Source organism: Saccharothrix mutabilis subsp. mutabilis, assembly GCF_039521145.1.
Classification (GTDB): domain Bacteria; phylum Actinomycetota; class Actinomycetes; order Mycobacteriales; family Pseudonocardiaceae; genus Actinosynnema; species Actinosynnema mutabilis.
Genome location: NZ_BAAABU010000018.1, coordinates 74,721 through 92,480 on the forward strand (window position 1 = coordinate 74,721; position 17,760 = coordinate 92,480).

The following is a 17,760-nucleotide window of genomic DNA, read 5'->3' on the forward strand; positions in this document are numbered from 1 at the left end:
CCGTCGCCCGGCGGTCGGCCAGGTTCCCGGCGAACTGCGGCCGGCCGCGGTCGCCGTTAGGGTCGAGGCAGCGCCGTCGATCCACCTGCCCCACGACTGCCCGAGGAGCCGGCACCGTGAGCACCGACAACGACCCGCGCGCCGCCGGGGTTGGCCTGGACACGGCGATCACCGACGCCCTGGTGCGAACCCGCAGGTTCTTCACCCGCGCCGAGGTCTCCGACGACCTGCGGACGCTGCACCGGATCGGCGGGCGGCAGGCCGACGAGTTCTACCGGGACCGGTGGAGCCACGACAAGGTGGTGCGGTCCACGCACGGCGTGAACTGCACCGGGTCGTGCTCGTGGAAGGTCTACGTCAAGGACGGGATCATCACCTGGGAGGCGCAGCAGACCGACTACCCGTCGGTGGGCCCCGACCGGCCGGAGTACGAGCCGCGCGGCTGCCCGCGCGGCGCGGCGTTCTCCTGGTACACCTACTCGCCGACCCGCGTGCGCTACCCGTACGTGCGCGGCGTGCTGCTGGAGATGTACCGCGAGGCCAAGGCCCGCACCGGCGACCCCGTCCTGGCCTGGGCGGACGTGGTGGAGGACCCGGAACGCGCCCGCCGCTACAAGGCCGCGCGCGGCCGGGGTGGGCTGGTGCGCGCGACGTGGGACGAGGCCACCGAGATGGTCGCGGCGGCCCACGTGCACACGATCAAGGCCTACGGCCCGGACCGCGTCGCGGGGTTCTCGCCGATCCCGGCGATGTCGATGGTCTCGCACGCCTCGGGCGCGCGGTTCGTGTCGCTGCTGGGCGGGTCGATGCTGTCGTTCTACGACTGGTACGCCGACCTGCCGGTGGCCTCGCCGCAGGTGTTCGGCGACCAGACCGACGTGCCCGAGTCGGGGGACTGGTGGGACGCCGGGTACCTGATCATGTGGGGCTCGAACCTGCCGGTCACCCGCACCCCGGACGCGCACTGGATGGCCGAGGCCCGCTACCGGGGCCAGAAGGTCGTTGCGGTGGCCCCCGACTACGCCGACAACGTCAAGTTCGCCGACGAGTGGCTGTCCGCCCGCCCCGGCACCGACGGCGCGCTGGCCATGGCCATGGGGCACGTGGTCCTGCGCGAGTTCTTCGTGGACCGGCAGGCGCCGTACTTCACCGACTACGTCAAGCGCTACACCGACCTGCCGTTCCTGGTGCGCCTGGACACCCGCGACGGCGTGCACGTGCCCGGCAAGTTCCTCACCGCCGCCGACCTGCCCGACCACGCCGACACCGAGAACGCCGCGTTCAAGACCGTCCTGCTCGACGCGGACGGCTCCCCGGTGGTGCCCAACGGCTCCCTGGGCCACCGCTTCGGCGAGCAGGGCGAGGGCCGCTGGAACCTGGACCTGGGCGGGGTCGACCCGCTGCTGTCGGTGGCGGGCGGCGAGTCGGTCGTGGTCGCCCTGCCGCGCTTCGACTCCCCGGACGGCTCGGCCGCGGTCCTGTCGCGCGGGGTGCCGGTGCGCCGCGTCGGGGAGCACCTGGTCACCACCGTGTTCGACCTGCTGCTGGCCCAGTACGGCGTGCGCCGTGAGGGCCTGCCCGGCCAGTGGCCCACGGGCTACGACGACGCCGGGCAGCCCTGCACACCAGCCTGGCAGGAGGCCATCACGGGGGTGCCGGCGCGGGCGGCGGAGCGGATCGGCCGGGAGTTCGCGGCCAACGCCGAGCAGTCGCGCGGCCGGTCGATGATCATCATGGGCGCGGGGACCAACCACTGGTTCCACTCCGACACCATCTACCGCGCCTTCCTCGCCCTGACCACGCTCACCGGCTGCCAGGGCGTCAACGGCGGCGGCTGGGCGCACTACGTGGGCCAGGAGAAGTGCCGCCCGGTCACCGGCTGGGCCCAGTTGGCCTTCGGGCTGGACTGGTCGCGCCCGCCGCGGCAGATGATCCAGACCGCCTACTGGTACCTGCACACCGACCAGTTCCGCTACGACCCGTTCGGCGCGGACACCCTCGCCGCCGCCGGTACCGGCGGGCAGTTGGCGGGCAGGACCACCGCGGACGTGATCGCCCAGTCGGCGCGGATGGGGTGGATGCCGTCCTACCCGACCTTCGACCGCAACCCGCTCGACCTGGCCGACGAGGCCGAGGCGGCCGGGGCGCCCGCGGCCGAGCACGTGGTGTCGCAGCTCAAGGCGGGCCGGCTGCGGTTCGCCTGCGAGGACCCCGACGCCCCGGAGAACTTCCCGCGCGTGCTCAGCGTGTGGCGGGCCAACCTGCTCGGCTCGTCGGCCAAGGGCAACGAGTACTTCCTCAAGCACCTGCTCGGCGCGGACAACTCGCTGCGCGCGCAGGAGGCCCCGCCGGGCGCTCGCCCCAAAGACGTGGTGTGGCACGACGAAGCGCCGGTCGGCAAGCTGGACCTGTTGCTGTCGCTGGACTTCCGGATGACCAGCACCACCCTGTTCTCCGACGTGGTGCTGCCCGCGGCGACGTGGTACGAGAAGCACGACCTCAACACCACCGACATGCACCCGTTCGTGCACTCGTTCAACCCCGCCATCGCGCCGCCGTGGCAGACCCGCACCGACTGGGCCGCGTTCCAGGCCATCGCGGAGGTGTTCAGCCGGCTCGCCGCCGACCACCTCGGGACCCGCAAGGACGTCGTGGCCACCCCGCTGCTGCACGACACCCCCGACGAGCTGGCCACCCCGCACGGCGTGGTGCGCGACTGGAAGGCGGGCCAGTGCGAGCCGGTCCCCGGCGTCACCATGCCCCGGATCACCGTGGTGGAGCGCGACTACACCGCGATCGCGGCCAAGATGGGCGCGCTGGGCCCGCTGCTCGACTCGCTCGGCGCGACCACCAAGGGCGTCACCTTCCGCGTCGAACGAGAGGTCGAGCACCTGCGCCACGTCAACGGCGCCATCCGCGGCGGTCCCGCCGACGGCCGCCCGTCGCTGGTCCGCGACGTGCACGCGTGCGAGGCGATCCTCGCGCTGTCCGGCACCACCAACGGCCACCTGGCCACGCAGGGCTTCCGCACCGTCGAACAGCGCACCGGGACGCGGCTGGCGGACCTGGCCGCCGAGCACGAGGGCAAGCGGATCAGCTTCGCCGACACGCAGTCCGCGCCGGTCCCGGTCATCACCTCGCCGGAGTGGTCGGGCAGCGAGACCGGCGGACGCCGCTACTCGCCGTTCACCATCAACGTCGAGCGGCTCAAACCGTGGCACACCCTCACCGGCCGCCAGCACTTCTTCCTCGACCACGACTGGATGGGCGAGCTGGGGGAGCAGTTGCCGGTGTTCCGACCACCGCTTGACATGCACGCCCTGTTCGCCGAACCCCGCGTGGGTGAGCACGGCGAGCTGGGCATCACCGTCCGGTACCTGACCCCGCACAACAAGTGGTCCATCCACTCGGAGTACCAGGACAACCTGTTCATGCTCAGCCTGTCCCGGGGCGGGCAGACGATCTGGATGTCCAAAGAGGACGCTGCGAAGGTCGGGGTGGCCGACAACGACTGGATCGAGGCGGTCAACCGCAACGGCGTCGTCGTCGCCCGCGCCGTGGTCTCCCACCGGATGCCCGAGGGCACCGTCTACATGCACCACGCCCAGGACCGGCTCATCGACGTGCCCCGCACCGAGACCTCCGGCAAGCGCGGCGGCATCCACAACTCCCTGACCCGGCTGCTGGTCAAACCCTCGCACCTGATCGGCGGCTACGCGCAGCTGTCCTTCGCGTTCAACTACCTCGGCCCCACGGGCAACCAGCGCGACGAGGTCACGGTCATCCGCCGCCGGAGCCAGGAGGTGACCTACTGATGCGCGTCATGGCCCAGATGGCGATGGTGATGAACCTCGACAAGTGCATCGGCTGCCACACCTGCTCGGTGACCTGCAAGCAGGCGTGGACCAACCGCACCGGTGTCGAGTACGTGTGGTTCAACAACGTCGAGACCCGCCCCGGCCAGGGCTACCCGCGCACCTACGAGGACCAGGAGCGCTGGCGCGGCGGCTGGGAGCTGACCAGGCGCGGCCGGCTCAAGCTCAAGGGCGGCGGGCGGCTGCGCAAGCTGCTGACGATCTTCAGCAACCCCAAGCTGCCCGCGCTGGACGACTACTACGAGCCCTGGACCTACGACTACGACAACCTCACCAGCGCGCCGCTTCAGCAGCACACGCCCGTCGCCCGGCCGCGCTCGCTGATCAGCGGCGAACCCACGAAGATCACGTGGTCGGCGAACTGGGACGACAACCTCGGCGGAGCCCCCGACCACGGCGAGCGCGACCCGCTGCTCAAGGGCATCGCCGACAAGGTGAAGTTCGAGTTCGAGCAGACGTTCATGTTCTACCTGCCGCGCATCTGCGAGCACTGCCTCAACCCCTCCTGCGCGGCGTCGTGCCCCTCGGGCGCGATCTACAAGCGCAGCGAGGACGGCATCGTGCTGGTCGACCAGGACCGGTGCCGGGGCTGGCGGATGTGCGTGTCGGGCTGCCCGTACAAGAAGGTCTACTTCAACCACCGCACCGGCAAGGCCGAGAAGTGCACGTTCTGCTTCCCCCGCGTCGAGGTCGGCATCCCGACCGTGTGCGCGGAGACCTGCGTGGGCCGGCTGCGCTACATCGGCCTGGTCCTCTACGACGCCGACCAGGTGCTGGAGGCCGCGTCGACCCCCGACGAGCGCGACCTGTACGAGGCGCAGCGGCGGGTGTTCCTCGACCCCCACGACCCCGAGGTGGTCCGCGCGGCCGAGAAGGCGGGCATCCCCCGGGACTGGGTGGAGGCCGCCCAGCGCTCCCCGATCCACGCGCTGATCACCACCTACAAGGTCGCTCTGCCGCTGCACCCGGAGTACCGCACCATGCCGATGGTCTGGTACATCCCGCCGCTGTCGCCGGTGGTCGACGTGGTCCGCGACACCGGCCACGACGCCGAGGACCACGGCAACCTGTTCGCCGCCATCGAGGCGCTGCGCATCCCGGTCGAGTACCTCGCGCGGCTGTTCACCGCGGGCGACGTGGAGCCGGTCAACGCGGTGCTGCGCCGCCTGGCCGCGATGCGCTCCTACATGCGCGACATCAACCTCGGCCGGGAGCCCCGCGAGGAGGTCGCCGCGAAGGTCGGCATGACCGGCGAACAGGTCTACGACATGTACCGGCTGCTCGCCCTGGCCAAGTACGACGAGCGCTACGTCATCCCGCCCGCGCACGCCGAGCAGGCCCACGGGCTGGAGGAGTTGGCCACCGAGTGCAGCCTGGACTACGAGGGCGGCCCCGGCATGGGCGGCTCCGGCCCGTTCGGGGAGGCCTCCGGCGGCGCGTCGCCGATCGCCGTGGAGAACTTCCGGATGCTGCGCGACCGGCAGACCACCGACACCGTCGCCGCGCCGGTGCGCAAGCAGAACCGGGTCAACCTGCTCAACTGGGACGGCAAGGGCCGCCCGCCGGGGCTGTTCCCGCCGAAGCGGCGCGCCGACGAGGGCGGCGACCCCGCCGGGGAGGTCGAGCCGAAGCCATGACGCCCACCGACGCCCGGCGCGCCACCGCCTGGCAGGTCCAGTCGCTGCTGCTGGGCTACCCCGACGAGCAGGTCACGGCCAGGCTGCCGCTGCTGCGGGCCGCGACCGCGACCCTGCCCCCGGCGCCGGGCGCGCCGCTGGACGCGTTCCTCGACCACGTCGAGGCCACCCCGCCGATCGAGCTGGCCGCGGACTACGTGGCGACCTTCGACCACCGCAAGCGGTTCAGCCCCTACCTGACCTACTTCGCCTACGGCGACACCCGCAAGCGCGGCATGGCCCTGCTGCGGTTCAAGCACGCCTACCGCGCCGCCGGGCTGGTGCTCGACGACGGCGAACTGCCCGACCACGTGGCCGTGGTGCTGGAGTTCGCCGCCACCGGGGACGCGGCGGTCGGGCTGCGGCTGCTGACCGAGCACCGGGCCGGGCTGGAACTGATCCGCCTGGGCCTGCGCGAGGCGGGCTCGCCGTGGGCGCACGTCCTGGAGTCGGTCTCGGCGACCCTGCCGCCGCTGGGCAGGCGCGAGCACGAGGCGGTCGCCCGGCTGGCCGCCGAAGGCCCACCCGAGGAGGAGGTGGGCCTCGCGCCCTTCGCCCCGCCTGAGTACATGCCGCCCGAGTACACGCCGCCCGAGTACACGCCGCAGGGAGGCCCCCGATGACCACCGCGCTCGTCGCCCAGGGCGCCGGGACGGCACCGGCGAGCACGTTGGACGTCATGCTGTGGGTCGTGGTGCCCTACGTGTCCATCGCCGTGTTCGTCGTCGGCCACGTGTGGCGCTACCGCTACGACAAGTTCGGCTGGACCACGCGCTCCTCCCAGCTCTACGAGAACCGGCTGCTGCGGCTGGGCAGCCCGCTGTTCCACTTCGGCGTCCTGGTCGTGGTGATCGGGCACGTCGGCGGCCTGCTCGTGCTCAAGTCGTGGACCCGGGCCGTGGGGATCGGCGACGAGGCCTACCACGTGATCGCCGTGGTGCTCGGCGTGCTGGCCGGGGTGTGCACGCTCGCGGGCGCGGCCATCCTGGTCTACCGCCGCCGCACCGTCGGCCCGGTGTTCTCCGCCACCACCCGCAACGACAAGGTCATGTACGTGCTGCTGGTGGGGACCATCGTGCTCGGCCTGGGCACGACGGTGCTGGGCAACCTCACCGAGCACCCCCACGACTACCGCGAGACCGTCTCGCCGTGGTTCCGGTCGATCTTCTACTTCCAGCCCCGGCCCGAGCTGATGGCCGCCGCGCCGATCGGGTTCAAGCTCCACGCCCTGTCCGCGTGGGCGCTGTTCGCCTTCTGGCCCTTCAGCCGCCTGGTCCACGTGTTCTCGCTGCCGCTGGGCTACCTCACCCGCCCGTACATCGTCTACCGCAGCCGGGACGCGCGGATGGGCAGCCGAGCCCCACGGCGCGGGTGGGAGCGGGTGCGATGACCGACCACGCCGAACCGGCCGAGCGGAGCGCACCCCGGCCGCGACGCCGCACGTGCTGAACGGGCGGGTCCGGCTGGGACTCAACGCCGCCGCACGCTGCGGCGGACGACCGTCGCCGTGAACAGCGTCGCCGCGCACGCCACCGCGGCCAGCGCCGCCAACCCCAGCGCGTAGGACGACACCGCGCCGTACAGCGCGCCCATCACCAGCGGCGGGACGAACCCGCCCAGGCCGCCCGCCGCGCCGACCACGCCGGTGACCGACCCGACCCGGTTCGCCGGCGCCAGCAGCGCGACCAGCGCGAACACCGCCCCGCTGCCGGCGCCCAGCGCGGCGGCCATGGACAGGAACGCGATCGTGCCCAGCGGCATCAGCGGCGGTGTGAACGCTTGGAGAATCGCGCCCGCGGTGACGACGCCGAGTGCGAGGGCCAGTACCCGAACCGGGCCGAACCGGTCGGACAGCCACCCGCCCAGCGGGCGCATCACGACCGCCAGCAGCACGAACCCGGCCATCCGGTTGGCCGCGTCGGACTGCGTCAGGCCGTAGGCGGTCTTGAGGTAGGCGGGCAGGTAGACCGAGAACGCCACGTACCCGCCGAAGGCGACCGCGTACAGCGCCGACGCGTGCCAGGTCACCGGCAGGCGGAGCGTGTCGGCGAGCCGGCGCCCCAGCGACTCGGCGGGGACCACCCGGCCGGGCGCGTCGCGCAGCACCAGGAACGCGACGACCGCGTACACCGCCAGCACGACGGCGGTCACCACGAACGGCGTCGAGGTGCCGGCCGCGTCCACCAGCGGGACCGTGGTCAGCGCGCTGATCGCCGTCCCGCCCATGCCCGCGCCGAACACGCCGATCGCCAGCCCGCGCCGCCGCGGCGGGAACCAGGCGTTGACGAACGGCACCCCGACCGCGAACGCGGTGCCGCCGACACCGAGGAAGAACCCGCCGACCAGCAGCGCCGCCAGCGAGGAGTGGCCCCACCAGCCGATGAACAGCACCGGGACGATCGTCACCACCGACACCAGCGGGAACATCACCCGCCCGCCGAAGCGGTCGGTCAGCGCGCCGACGGGGATGCGGCCCACCGAGCCGACCACGACGGGCACCGCCACCAGCAGCGCCTGCTGGAACGCGCTGAGCCCGAGCGAGTCCTTGAACAGCGGCCCGAGCGGGCTGAGCAGCGCCCACGCCCAGAAGTTGACCGCGAACCCGAGGGTGGCCAGGGCCAGCATCAACGTGCGGCGGCCGGTGGTGACACCCTGCTCGGCGGAGGTCGGTGACGTGCGCGTGCCCATCGGAGCTGACCCCTTTGTCGACCGTGTCGTCCTGGTCAATCGTCACCTCGGTTCGTCCCGTCCGCACCTCCACGGCCGCGGCGTCGCCCACCAGCGTGCGCCCGCGGGCCGGACCCGCCCGAGGTGCGGACGTCCCGGCCTCGCCGGGTCGAAGGCCACGTCCGGGACGGGACCTCCGGCAGCGGCGCCCCGGCGGTGGCCGGGCCTAGCGTTCGCGGCGCGGGACTGATCGGGAGGCGAGCGCGTGCGACGGTCTGACATCGCGGTCCGGGTGCCGAGGCAGGCGGCGGGGGACCGGCCGTTCCTGGTGATCTGGGAAGCCACGCGGGCCTGCCCGCTGGCCTGCCTGCACTGCCGCGCGTCGGCCCGGCCGGCCCGCGACCCGCTGGAACTGGACACGGCCGAGGCGACCGACCTCATGGCGCAGGTCGCGGAGTTCGGCCGGCCCGCGCCGCTGTTCGTCATCACCGGCGGCGACCCGTTCCAGCGGCCCGACCTGACCGAGCTGGTGCGGCGCGGCACCGACCTGGGCCTGGCGGTGTCGGTGTCGCCCTCCGGCACGCCGACCCTCACGCGGGAAGCGTTGGCGGGGCTGCGCGCGGCGGGCGCCCGCGCCATCTCGCTGAGCCTGGACGGGGCGGGCCCGCGCACCCACGACGGCTTCCGCGGCGTGCCGGGCGTCCACGACCTCACCACGCGCGCGTGGGACGCCGCCGCGGACCTCGGGCTGAAGGTGCAGATCAACACGACCGTCACCCGCGACACGGTGAACGAGCTGCCCGAGATCGCGGCACAGGTGCGCGACCGCGGGGCGATGCTGTGGAGCGTGTTCTTCCTCGTCCCGACCGGACGGGGCCGTGAACTGTCCTCTTTGGACGCCACCGAGACCGAGGACGTGTTGAACGCCTTGTACGACCTGGGCGAGAACGTGCCGGTGAAGACGACCGAGGCACACCACTTCCGGCGGGTCTGCCTGCAACGCGCGGAACTTGCCCGCCGCGGCGTCCCGCACGAGGACGCGCTCGGCCTGGGCCCGCTGTACCGCCGGCTGCGCGCCGCGCTGGACGCCCGCGGGCTCACCGACCGACCCCGCCGGCCGCGCCGGCCACCGCTGCTGGTCGGCTCCGCCAACGGGTTCGTCTTCGTCTCCCACCGCGGCGAGGTCCACCCCAGCGGGTTCCTGCCGCTGGCCGCGGGCGACGTGCGCACCCGCCGGCTGCCCGACATCTACCGCACCGCGCCGCTGTTCACCGCGTTGCGCGACCCGGACCGGCTCAAGGGCCGGTGCGGCGCGTGCGAGTTCCGCGCGGTGTGCGGCGGTTCCCGCGCCCGCGCCTACGCGACCACCGGCGACGTGCACGCCGAGGAGCCGACCTGCGGCTACCGGCCGGGCTCGTTCGCCGCGGGCGGCGACCCGGCCCGCCTGCTCCGCCCGATCCGGTGACCACCGGGCTCCTCAAGCGAAAGGTCTGTTCCCGTGATGCTCGACGACCTGGTGGCCGTGCTGACCGCCGGCGCGGCGGTGGTGTTCCTCGCCGCCGGCGCGACCATGATCGTGCGCGGTGTGCTCGGCCGCCGCGCCGTCGGCGCGGAGTTGGCGGCTCAGCGCATCCGCTTCCCCGCCGCCGACGCGCTGCCCGCCGACCTGGCCCGCCACGCCGGTTCCCCGGTGCGCACCGGGGGCCAGGCGCGGGCGTACTCGGCGGTGATCGCCGCCAACCTGGCCAAGGCGACCGACGGCCGCACCTACTCCGAGATCGCGGCCGACTGCACGGGCGGCGGGCACGGCGATGAGCGGCTCACCCGGTTGCGCGAGACGGCGTTCACCGGCCAGAGCCTGCGCGGCGCGCTGCTCGGCGCGTACCAGGCGTGGCAGGTCAGCCTGCTCGTGGTGGGGCTGGGCGCGCTGTTCGCGGTGCTGGGCGCGGTGTTGCTGCTGGTGTCGCTGCGCGGCTGGTGACCGCGGGGCGGTGTGGTCCGGAGAAGGGGTTCGACATGGCGGGTCCACAGCGGATCGCGGTCATCGGTGGCGGCATCTCGGGTCTGGCCACCGCGCACTTCCTGCGGGCCGGCGGGACCGCGCCCGAGGTGGTGGTCCTGGAGGCCGACGACCGGCTCGGCGGCAAGGTGCTCACCCGGGAGGTGGCCGGCCACCGGGTGGACACCGGGCCGGACGGTCTCCTGGTGCGCGCCCCCGCGATGCGGGCGCTGGTGGACGCGCTGGGCCTGGGTCCGGCGCTGGTCACCCCGGCGGCGGCCGGCGCGTACCTGTGGTCGGGGTCGGCGCTGCGCCGGCTGCCCGCGGGCGCGCAGTTCGGGCTGCCGCACCGGATCCGGCCGCTGCTGCGGTCGCGGCTGCTGTCGCCGGCCGGGTTGCTGCGCGCCGCGGGCGACCTGGTGCTGCCCGCGAGCGCGCTGCCCGAGGACCCCACGGTCGCCGACCTGGTGCGGGCGCGCTTCGGCGGCCAGGTCCTCGACCGCCTGGTCGACCCCCTCCTCGGCGGCATCCACGCGGGCCGGGCCGACCGGCTCAGCGCTCGCAGCACGGTGCCCGACGTGGCGGCGCTGGCGCGCACGTCGCGCAGCCTGCACCTCGCCCTGCGCCGCGACGCCGGTTCCGCGCGCCCCGGCCCCGCGTTCGCCACCCTGCGGACCGGGCTGGGCGCTCTGGTCACCGCGCTGGCGGCGTCGCTGGACGACGTGCGCCGGGGCACCGCGGCCACCGCGCTGGAACCGGGTGTCCGCGGCTACCGCGTGCACTGCGACACCGGTGGACCGCTGGAGGTGGACGCGGTCGTGCTGGCGGTGCCGGCCCCGGCCGCCGCCCGCCTCCTCGCGCCGCTCGCCCCGACCGCGGCCCACGCCCTGGCCGGGATCCCGTACGCCGACGTCGCGAGCGTCGTCCTGGCCTACCCCCGGGAGGCGGTGCGCCGCGCGCTCGACGGCACCGGTTTCCTCGTGCCGCCCGCCGCGCAGCGGTTGATCGTGGGCTGCACGTGGTTGCCCGCGAAGTGGTCGCACCTCGCCGACCCGGCGGTGGTCCTGGTCCGCTGCTCGGTCGGCCGGCACGGCGACACCCGGTGGACGGCGTTCGACGACCGCGAACTCGTGGCGCGGGTGCACCGGGAGCTGACCCCGGCCCTGGACCTGTCCGCGCCCCCGGTGCACAGCCATGTGCAGCGGTGGCGGCAGGGCCTGCCGCAGTACACCGTCGGTCACGCCGGGCGGCTGGAGACGATCGACACGGCCCTGCGCGCACTGCCCGGCGTCCACGTCACCGGGGCGGCGTACCGCGGTGTCGGCGTGGCCTCCTGCGTGGTGGACGCCGAGCGGACCGCCTCACTGCTCCTGGGCGACGCCGTGCCGCGCGGGTAGGACGCGTTCCGCCGGGCCGTCACCAGTCCCGCAGGCGTTCCGCCATGCGCGCGTGGGTCTCGACGTCGATCTCGCCCAGGGCGAGCCGCATGTCCAGCGCCCGGCGGGTGGCCGCCACCGGCCGGCGCAGCGACAGCGCGGCCACCGACAGCGCGGCTCCGATCACCACCAGCCCCATCAGGACCAGCAGGGTCGTCGGGTCGAAGCCGGGTTCGAGGTACCAGTGCACGTCGCGTCCTTCCGTCGCCGTCCATTACGCCATCCGGCCCCGCGCCGCCGCCTCGGTCGAAGGTCCCCGATCCGCCGGGCCCGACGTCCCGGGACGCCTCCGCACGGGCCGACGGCACCGGCAGTTCAGCGGCCCGACCGCCGGAGCGGCTCCCCCGAGTCCTGTGGTCGTCGCCGCACGGCCCGTGTCGTCGGCTGAACCTCGCTTCGGGCCGTTGTCGCAGCCGACCGGTGGGTGGCGGCGAGTCGGCGTTGCAGGTCGATGTGCCGGAACTGGTAGGACGCTCCGTCCTGGCGCAGGACGCCGTGCACGGTGTGCGCGTCGGCGAGGAACGTCATGAGCGCCCAGGGGAGGTGTCCTCGTGCGGCGAGGGTGAGCCTGTTGACGGTGTAGTGCAGCCATTGGGTCCGGCTGAAGGCGACCAACGCCCCGGTGGTCGTGCCGTAGAGCAGTCCGCCGATGAGGGCGCTGGCCAGGTGGAAGTCCCTGCCCATGCCCGCCACGAACCCGACCGCCACGGTGGCCGCGATCGTGATCGCCGCCGTCGAGACCAGGAACGCCGTCCGGTCGCCCGCGAGCACTTGCCGCGGCGACCGGACCGGGGTGATCCGGTGGGGAGCGTCCATGCCGTAGGCCAGGCCGACCGCCAGCCCCACGATCGCGCCCATCAACCCCGCGTCGGCCAGCGCGAGCCCCCTGGTGACCAGCAGCACGCTGAGCACGACGCACACCACGGTCCCCAGCACGAACCCCCGGCGCGTCAACCGCAGTCCCTGGGCCGGGTTCCCCGGAGCGAGGTGGCGGGTCACCAGTTCGACGGCCAGCGCGACCGCCAACCCGACGGCCAGCCCGTACAGCGGGAAGTAGTAGACGCCGTGGACGAACCCGAAGCCCAGCCCGGCCAGTTTGGGGGTCGTGAGCCAGTCCCGGAGGTCGGTCGGCGTCCCGACGCGCCACCCGGCCGGACCCCGTCGGAACGGGACCAGCACGAGCACCAGGACCAGTCCGGTCGACACCGCCGCCACGAGACCGTCCGCGAGGTCGCCGGTGGCCGTCGTCTGCCCCGCGGCCACCGCCACGATGACCACCCCGGCGGTCGCCGGCCGAACCCCTGACGGCGGCCGATGAGGCCCGGAGGCCTTGCCGATCAGGATGAGCACCACAACGATCACCATGACGCTCACGCCCTGCTTGGCGCCGAGCCAGAACAGCGTCGAGGCCACTGTGGAGGGTTCCGTGAGGGAGGTCCAGACGCCGAGGGCGATCAGCGTGACGGCCACCAGCAGCAAGGGGCCCAACGCGGAGAACCGGATCGGGCGCTCGTCATGACCCTTGGCCAGGGTTGTCACGACCAGGACGAGCAGACCCGTCAGGACGCTGTCGATGAACGCTTTCAACAACGCGAGCGGGAACGTCATGGGGATGAGGTAGAGCGCGAGGCACACGACGAGCGTGGCGCCGGCCGTCACCACGCCGGCCTTGCGAGTGGTGGGCGGGTCGGGTCGCAGCGGGTAGACGAGGCCGGCGGCGATGCCGACGCCGATCAGGAGGGTCGGCTGGGTGAACGACTGGTGCGCGAGCAGGTCGCCGCCGAGGTCGATGGCCAGCCCGCTGCTGATGGCCACCACGATGCCGGAGGCGACCGCCGCGCCGAACCGGCCGGTCAGCCACAGCACGGTGCCGAACACGAGCACGACGGAGGTGATGACGACCGGGGCCAGGTGCCAGAGCACACCGGGCGAGTACGCGGCGGAGTAGAGCGCCCCGGCGGCCAAGCCCGCTACCACCGCCAGCGCGGCGCAGACCGCGATGGCGAACGTGGAAGAGGGCTTGCGCGGGGCGGTGCGCAGGTGCAGGTGCCACCAGGTCAGGTTCGGTGAACCGCGGCGGTCGTGCTCCAGGTGGTGGGCGAGGTACCGCAGCCATTTCACGGCGTCCTCGGCTCGCCAGCGCGAACGCCTGGTGGCGTGACCGCGGTAGGCGGCGGGGATGAACCCGTCGAACAGGTGTTGTTCGACGCTCGTCCGGTCCGGCAGGGTGAGCAGCCGGTCCGGGTGGGGGAGGCCGCCCACCGCGCCTCCCGGCGCGGCGTTGTAGACGGTGCGCGCCAACGTGGCCATCAACGGCGTCACGAGGACGTCCGCGAGGACCCCGCCCGCCCGCACGGACTCCGCGACCCGGCTCCACCGCCGTTCGCCGACGGGCCCTCCCGCGCTGCTGCGCAGGTAGGCCAGGACGTCGTCGCTGTCCAGCGGGAGCAGGTGGACGCCCGCGGCGCCGGTCAGGGTGATCTCGGCCCCGCCGGTCGGGCGGGTCGCGGCGCGGTAGGCGTCGGTGCGGCTGCTGATGAGCAGCGGCTGCCCGCCGGCCAGCGCCTTGTTGATGTCGGCGAGCGCCAGGCCCCTGAGCGCTTCCGGCACCTCGTCCAGCCCGTCCAGCACCATGAAGATCAGGTTCTCGTCGAGCAGCGCCTTGAACAGCGACCGCCCGGTGGCGTCCTCGTGGTCGAGGGCGGGGTGGTCGATGGCCAGGCGTTCGGCCAACCAGTCCCGCAGGTGCTTCTCCCGGGGGTTCCACGACGCGATGGACACCAGCACCGGGACCGGGTCGCCCGGCGTCCGCGTGGTCGCCCCGAGCAGGTCGACCACGAAGCGGGCCAGCAGCATCGTCTTGCCCGCGCCGGGGTCGCCCAACACGACCAGCCTGCCGGTGGGCACCTTGCGCCACACGTCCACCAGGGCGTCGTCGTGGCCGGCCAGGTCGTCCGCCGAGCCGGCCCACGACGTCGCGGTCCCGACGCGCGGCCACCCCGCGCCACGCGTGGCCAGACGGGTGATGTCCGCCCAGTCCGCGACGAGGCCCGCGGGAGCCGGTTCCCAACCGACGGGCAACGGGTACGGGTCGTTCAGGGACCTCCGGGTGATCTCGTCCCGCCACTGCTTGCGCACCACCGCCGCCAGCCGGTCCGCGACCGCGTGCAGGTCCGGCCCGGACCCCGGCACGACGGGGCGTTCACCGATCCGCTGGCGGCGGATCTCGACGCCCACGGCCACGACGCTGAGCACGGCGACCGCCGACCACACGGCCGTGGACCACCACGTCCACTCCTTGTCCACCGACACGCTGTTGGTCGCCAGGTTGCCCACCAGCGCGACGGCGATGGTGACCACCGTGACGGTGGCGGTGGAAGGGCGCCATGCCACGCCGGGCTCCCTGTCGTTTCCGGTTGATCTGCGGCTGTGATGGGGAATCGTGCCGCGCACAACGGCCGTTACGCACAGTGGCCGGTGGGGGCCACGGACGGGTCAGGGGGCGGGTGCGCGGTCGCGGCGCAGGTGTTCGCGCAGGACTTGGAGCGCGCGGTGCTGTGCCACGCGCACCGAGCCCGCGCTCATGCCCAACGCCCGCGCCGTGTCCTCCGCCGACAGCCCGACGGCCACGCGCAGCACCAGCAGCTCCCGTTTGGCCTCGGGCAGCAGCCGCAACAGTTCCGCCACCCGCTCGGCCCGCTCACGTCGCAGCAGGTGCTGTTCGGGTGTCGGATCGGGATCGACGACCTCGGGCGGTTCGGCGGCGAGGTCCGCGCGGTCCCGGACGGACCTGCGGATCGCGTCCACCACCTTGCGGGACGCGACGCCGTAGACCAGGCGCACGAACGAGTTCTCGCCCCGTGCCCGGAACGAGGGCAGCACGAGTAAGACCCCGATCAACGCCTCCTGGACCACGTCCTCCACCGACGCGGCGTCCAGCCACGGCAACCGGCCTCGGCAGTACCGCGACACCAGCGGACGCGCCGCCGCCAACACCTGCTCCACCGCACCTCGATCCCCGGCCACCGCACGCGACACCACACACTCTTCGACCTCCACCAGCCCCTCCCGGCTGTGGTCGGGTCGGGTAGCCAGGTGCACGTGCACCGGGTGACCCGCTCTGCGTCTTATGGGTTGTGGTGGACTAGGCGACGGCATAGATGCGCCCGCCACCGGTGTCGCCGCGTGGTCTCGGCAGCCGCGTGCGGCGCCCAGGAGCACGTTCCCAGGACCAACGCGGCTACCGGTAAGAGTTTTCGTGCCGTCATGTTTCCTCTCTCGATCGGGTGATGCGTACTCCCGACGTGTCGCGCCCCCTGTACGCGCCGTTATCCCGTCGGCCAGACATCACCCGTCCGGCCCCCGCGCGACCGATGCCGCAGTCCGGGAGGTCCTGGGCGGACCGGTGCTGCGGTATAGCTGGTTCGTCGTGGTGATCGGTCCGGGATGACCTGGGGGCGGCATGTCCGATGTTCGGGGCCGGGGCGCGGTGGTGCTGCCACTGGTCGGGCTGGCGTGGGTGGCGCTGGCCGCCGTGGGCGCCGCGGCGGGGGTGTTCGAGCGGTCGGTGGGGTCGCCACCGATCCGGGTGGCGTTGGCCGCCGGCGTGCCCGTGCTCGTGGTGGGGCTGGCGTTGTTGTCCTCGGGCCGTTTCCGGGCCTGGGCGCGGTCGCTGGACCTCACGCTGTTGGTGGTGATGCAGGGCTGGCGGGTGGCCGGATTCGTGTTCCTGGCCTATTACGCCGTGGGGTTGTTGCCAGCCGGGTTCGCGTTGCCGGCGGGCATCGGTGACTTGGTGGTCGGCCTCGCCGCGCCGTTCGTGGCCAGGCGGCTGGACCGGGGTCGCGGGTGGTTCCTGGCGTGGACGGTGTTCGGGGTGCTGGACTTCGTGGTCGCGGTGACGCTGGGGGCGATGCACGACGTGGGCGCCAGCGGGGTCCTGGCGGACGGCACGGTCCTGACCGCACCCATGGCCCACTTGCCGCTGGTGCTGATCCCGACCGCCGCGGTGCCGTTCCTGACGATCGTTCACATGCTGTCGCTGGTTCGGGCGTACGGCACGGGTGGTCGGATGAGCGAGTACCAAGGCCTCAGGCCAGCGCGGGCACCGATGGCGGGGTGAGCCGGTCGATGGCCCCCGTGATGCCGCGGTGGCGGATCCACAGCTCGGGCAGCCGTGACTGGTAGATGCTCCCCGTCTCCGGCAGCTTCTCGCGCCGGCACAGGTGGTTGAGGATGATCGCGGCGCGCTGCTGGAACCACCACTGGCCGGCCGCGACGGCCGCGGTCTGGGTGAGCGTGGCGAGGTTCTGCACGTACCCCAGCATGGTGGCGTAGTTCTGGTGGAGGCACCGCGCTCGCTGACCGGCGCGCGGGAGGTCGTGCGGCAGCACGAACCCGATGTTGTCGCCGGTCGCGCTCAGGGCGCTGCGGTCGGTTCGCAGGCGCTCGGTCCGCCGCGCGGTGGTGCCGTCGAACAGCGGCGTCAAGTGCGCGGCGAGCGCGTCGGGATCGGCCACCGCCTGGTGGAGCCCGGAAACGAGGGTGAACCGACCCGCCTCCCGGAAGTCGAGCGGGTCGCCGCTCAGGTCGGTGGCGGGCAGGTTCGTCAGCCACGCGCGCGGCAGCCCGTCGCGCACCTGGCCGCCGGCGACCAGCGGACCGCACAGCGTCGCGTGCAGCCGCTCGTAGGCTTCGCCGGGATTCGACCAGGACGTGGTGTCGGTGAGCTGGAGGTGCACCAGCGTGGTCAGGGCGAACGGGTGCAGGAGTGCTTCGTAGCCGATCTCGAAGCACGTCTCGGGCGTGCCGGGCAGCGATCCGCGCCGCGTCAGCGGCAGGAGGGCGGCGACCAGGTTGTGCGAGCGGCTGCGCCGGTAATCGCCGTTCAACATGTAGGTCCAGAACCAGCTCCGGTATTCGGGCCAGGGAAGGCCGAAATCGACGTCCGGCGCCGCCTGGCGAAGCTGGTTGATCCGGTTGCGGTAACCGCTGCGGTCGTGGGTCGAAGCAGCGGAGGGGCCGCTGGTGAACCGCCAGGTTCGACCGACGGTCATTCGGACACCTTGCAGCACTACCGCCTCCGTGTTACGGTCGAAGTGATTGGT

13 protein-coding genes are annotated in these 17,760 nt (G+C 73.2%); 8 read left to right on the forward strand and 5 right to left on the reverse strand.

Features of this window, described 5'->3' with window-relative positions; all coding sequences use genetic code 11:
• Positions 1-116: 116 nt before the first annotated feature.
• From ABD126_RS28985 to narI, 4 genes are read left to right on the forward strand one after another with little or no spacing between them, the layout of a single operon-like run.
• Positions 117-3,815, forward strand: coding sequence for a nitrate reductase subunit alpha (locus tag ABD126_RS28985; protein ID WP_343937147.1), 3,699 nt, complete (start codon positions 117-119; stop codon positions 3,813-3,815).
• The gene (gene narH / locus ABD126_RS28990; protein WP_343937148.1) at positions 3,815-5,512 is read left to right on the forward strand and encodes a nitrate reductase subunit beta; all 1,698 of its coding nucleotides are present in this window, start codon (positions 3,815-3,817) and stop codon (positions 5,510-5,512) included. Before ABD126_RS28985 ends, narH begins: the two co-directional genes overlap by 1 nt.
• Complete coding sequence (gene narJ / locus ABD126_RS28995) at positions 5,509-6,174, forward strand: nitrate reductase molybdenum cofactor assembly chaperone (protein ID WP_343937149.1); 666 nt, start codon at positions 5,509-5,511, stop codon at positions 6,172-6,174. Before narH ends, narJ begins: the two co-directional genes overlap by 4 nt.
• The gene (gene narI / locus ABD126_RS29000) at positions 6,171-6,941 is read left to right on the forward strand and encodes a respiratory nitrate reductase subunit gamma (protein WP_343937150.1); all 771 of its coding nucleotides are present in this window, start codon (positions 6,171-6,173) and stop codon (positions 6,939-6,941) included. The genes narJ and narI overlap by 4 nt, the downstream gene beginning before the upstream one ends.
• An 80-nt stretch (positions 6,942-7,021) precedes the next feature.
• Here the strand turns inward: narI and ABD126_RS29005 are convergent, their stop codons facing one another.
• Positions 7,022-8,239, reverse strand: a complete 1,218-nt coding sequence (locus tag ABD126_RS29005) for an MFS transporter (RefSeq protein ID WP_343937151.1) — start codon at positions 8,237-8,239, stop codon at positions 7,022-7,024.
• Between the two features lie 244 nt (positions 8,240-8,483).
• On the opposite strand from ABD126_RS29005, the gene ABD126_RS29010 reads away from it, so the two are divergent.
• From ABD126_RS29010 to hemG, 3 genes are read left to right on the forward strand one after another with little or no spacing between them, the layout of a single operon-like run.
• The gene (locus ABD126_RS29010; RefSeq protein WP_343937152.1) at positions 8,484-9,683 is read left to right on the forward strand and encodes a TIGR04053 family radical SAM/SPASM domain-containing protein; all 1,200 of its coding nucleotides are present in this window, start codon (positions 8,484-8,486) and stop codon (positions 9,681-9,683) included.
• Positions 9,684-9,716: 33 nt separating this feature from the next.
• A complete protein-coding gene (locus ABD126_RS29015; RefSeq protein ID WP_343937153.1) occupies positions 9,717-10,199 on the forward strand; it encodes a hypothetical protein in 483 nt (160 codons plus the stop codon).
• 35 nt (positions 10,200-10,234) lie between these two features.
• Positions 10,235-11,614: a protoporphyrinogen oxidase gene (gene hemG, locus ABD126_RS29020; RefSeq protein WP_343937154.1), complete on the forward strand. Its 1,380-nt coding sequence runs from the start codon at positions 10,235-10,237 to the stop codon at positions 11,612-11,614.
• Between the two features lie 19 nt (positions 11,615-11,633).
• On the opposite strand, the gene ABD126_RS29025 is transcribed toward hemG, so the two are convergent.
• From ABD126_RS29025 to ABD126_RS29035, 3 genes are all read right to left on the reverse strand, one after another.
• Positions 11,634-11,843 carry a hypothetical protein gene (locus tag ABD126_RS29025; protein WP_343937155.1) on the reverse strand — a complete coding sequence of 70 codons (210 nt, stop codon included), beginning with the start codon at positions 11,841-11,843 and terminating at the stop codon, positions 11,634-11,636.
• A 125-nt stretch (positions 11,844-11,968) separates the two neighbouring features.
• The gene (locus ABD126_RS29030) at positions 11,969-15,046 is read right to left on the reverse strand and encodes an NACHT domain-containing protein (RefSeq protein WP_343937156.1); all 3,078 of its coding nucleotides are present in this window, start codon (positions 15,044-15,046) and stop codon (positions 11,969-11,971) included.
• A gap of 102 nt (positions 15,047-15,148) precedes the next feature.
• Entirely contained in the window at positions 15,149-15,712 is a 564-nt protein-coding gene (locus tag ABD126_RS29035) for a sigma-70 family RNA polymerase sigma factor (protein ID WP_343937157.1), read from the reverse strand.
• A gap of 403 nt (positions 15,713-16,115) precedes the next feature.
• Here ABD126_RS29035 and ABD126_RS29040 point away from each other — a divergent pair, with 403 nt between their 5' ends.
• Positions 16,116-16,775 (forward strand): hypothetical protein, encoded by a 660-nt coding sequence (locus ABD126_RS29040; RefSeq protein WP_343937158.1) that lies wholly within the window; start codon positions 16,116-16,118, stop codon positions 16,773-16,775.
• Here ABD126_RS29040 and ABD126_RS29045 read toward each other — a convergent pair.
• Entirely contained in the window at positions 16,744-17,709 is a 966-nt protein-coding gene (locus ABD126_RS29045; RefSeq protein ID WP_343937159.1) for a hypothetical protein, read from the reverse strand. The genes ABD126_RS29040 and ABD126_RS29045 overlap by 32 nt on opposite strands.
• Positions 17,710-17,760: the final 51 nt, after the last annotated feature.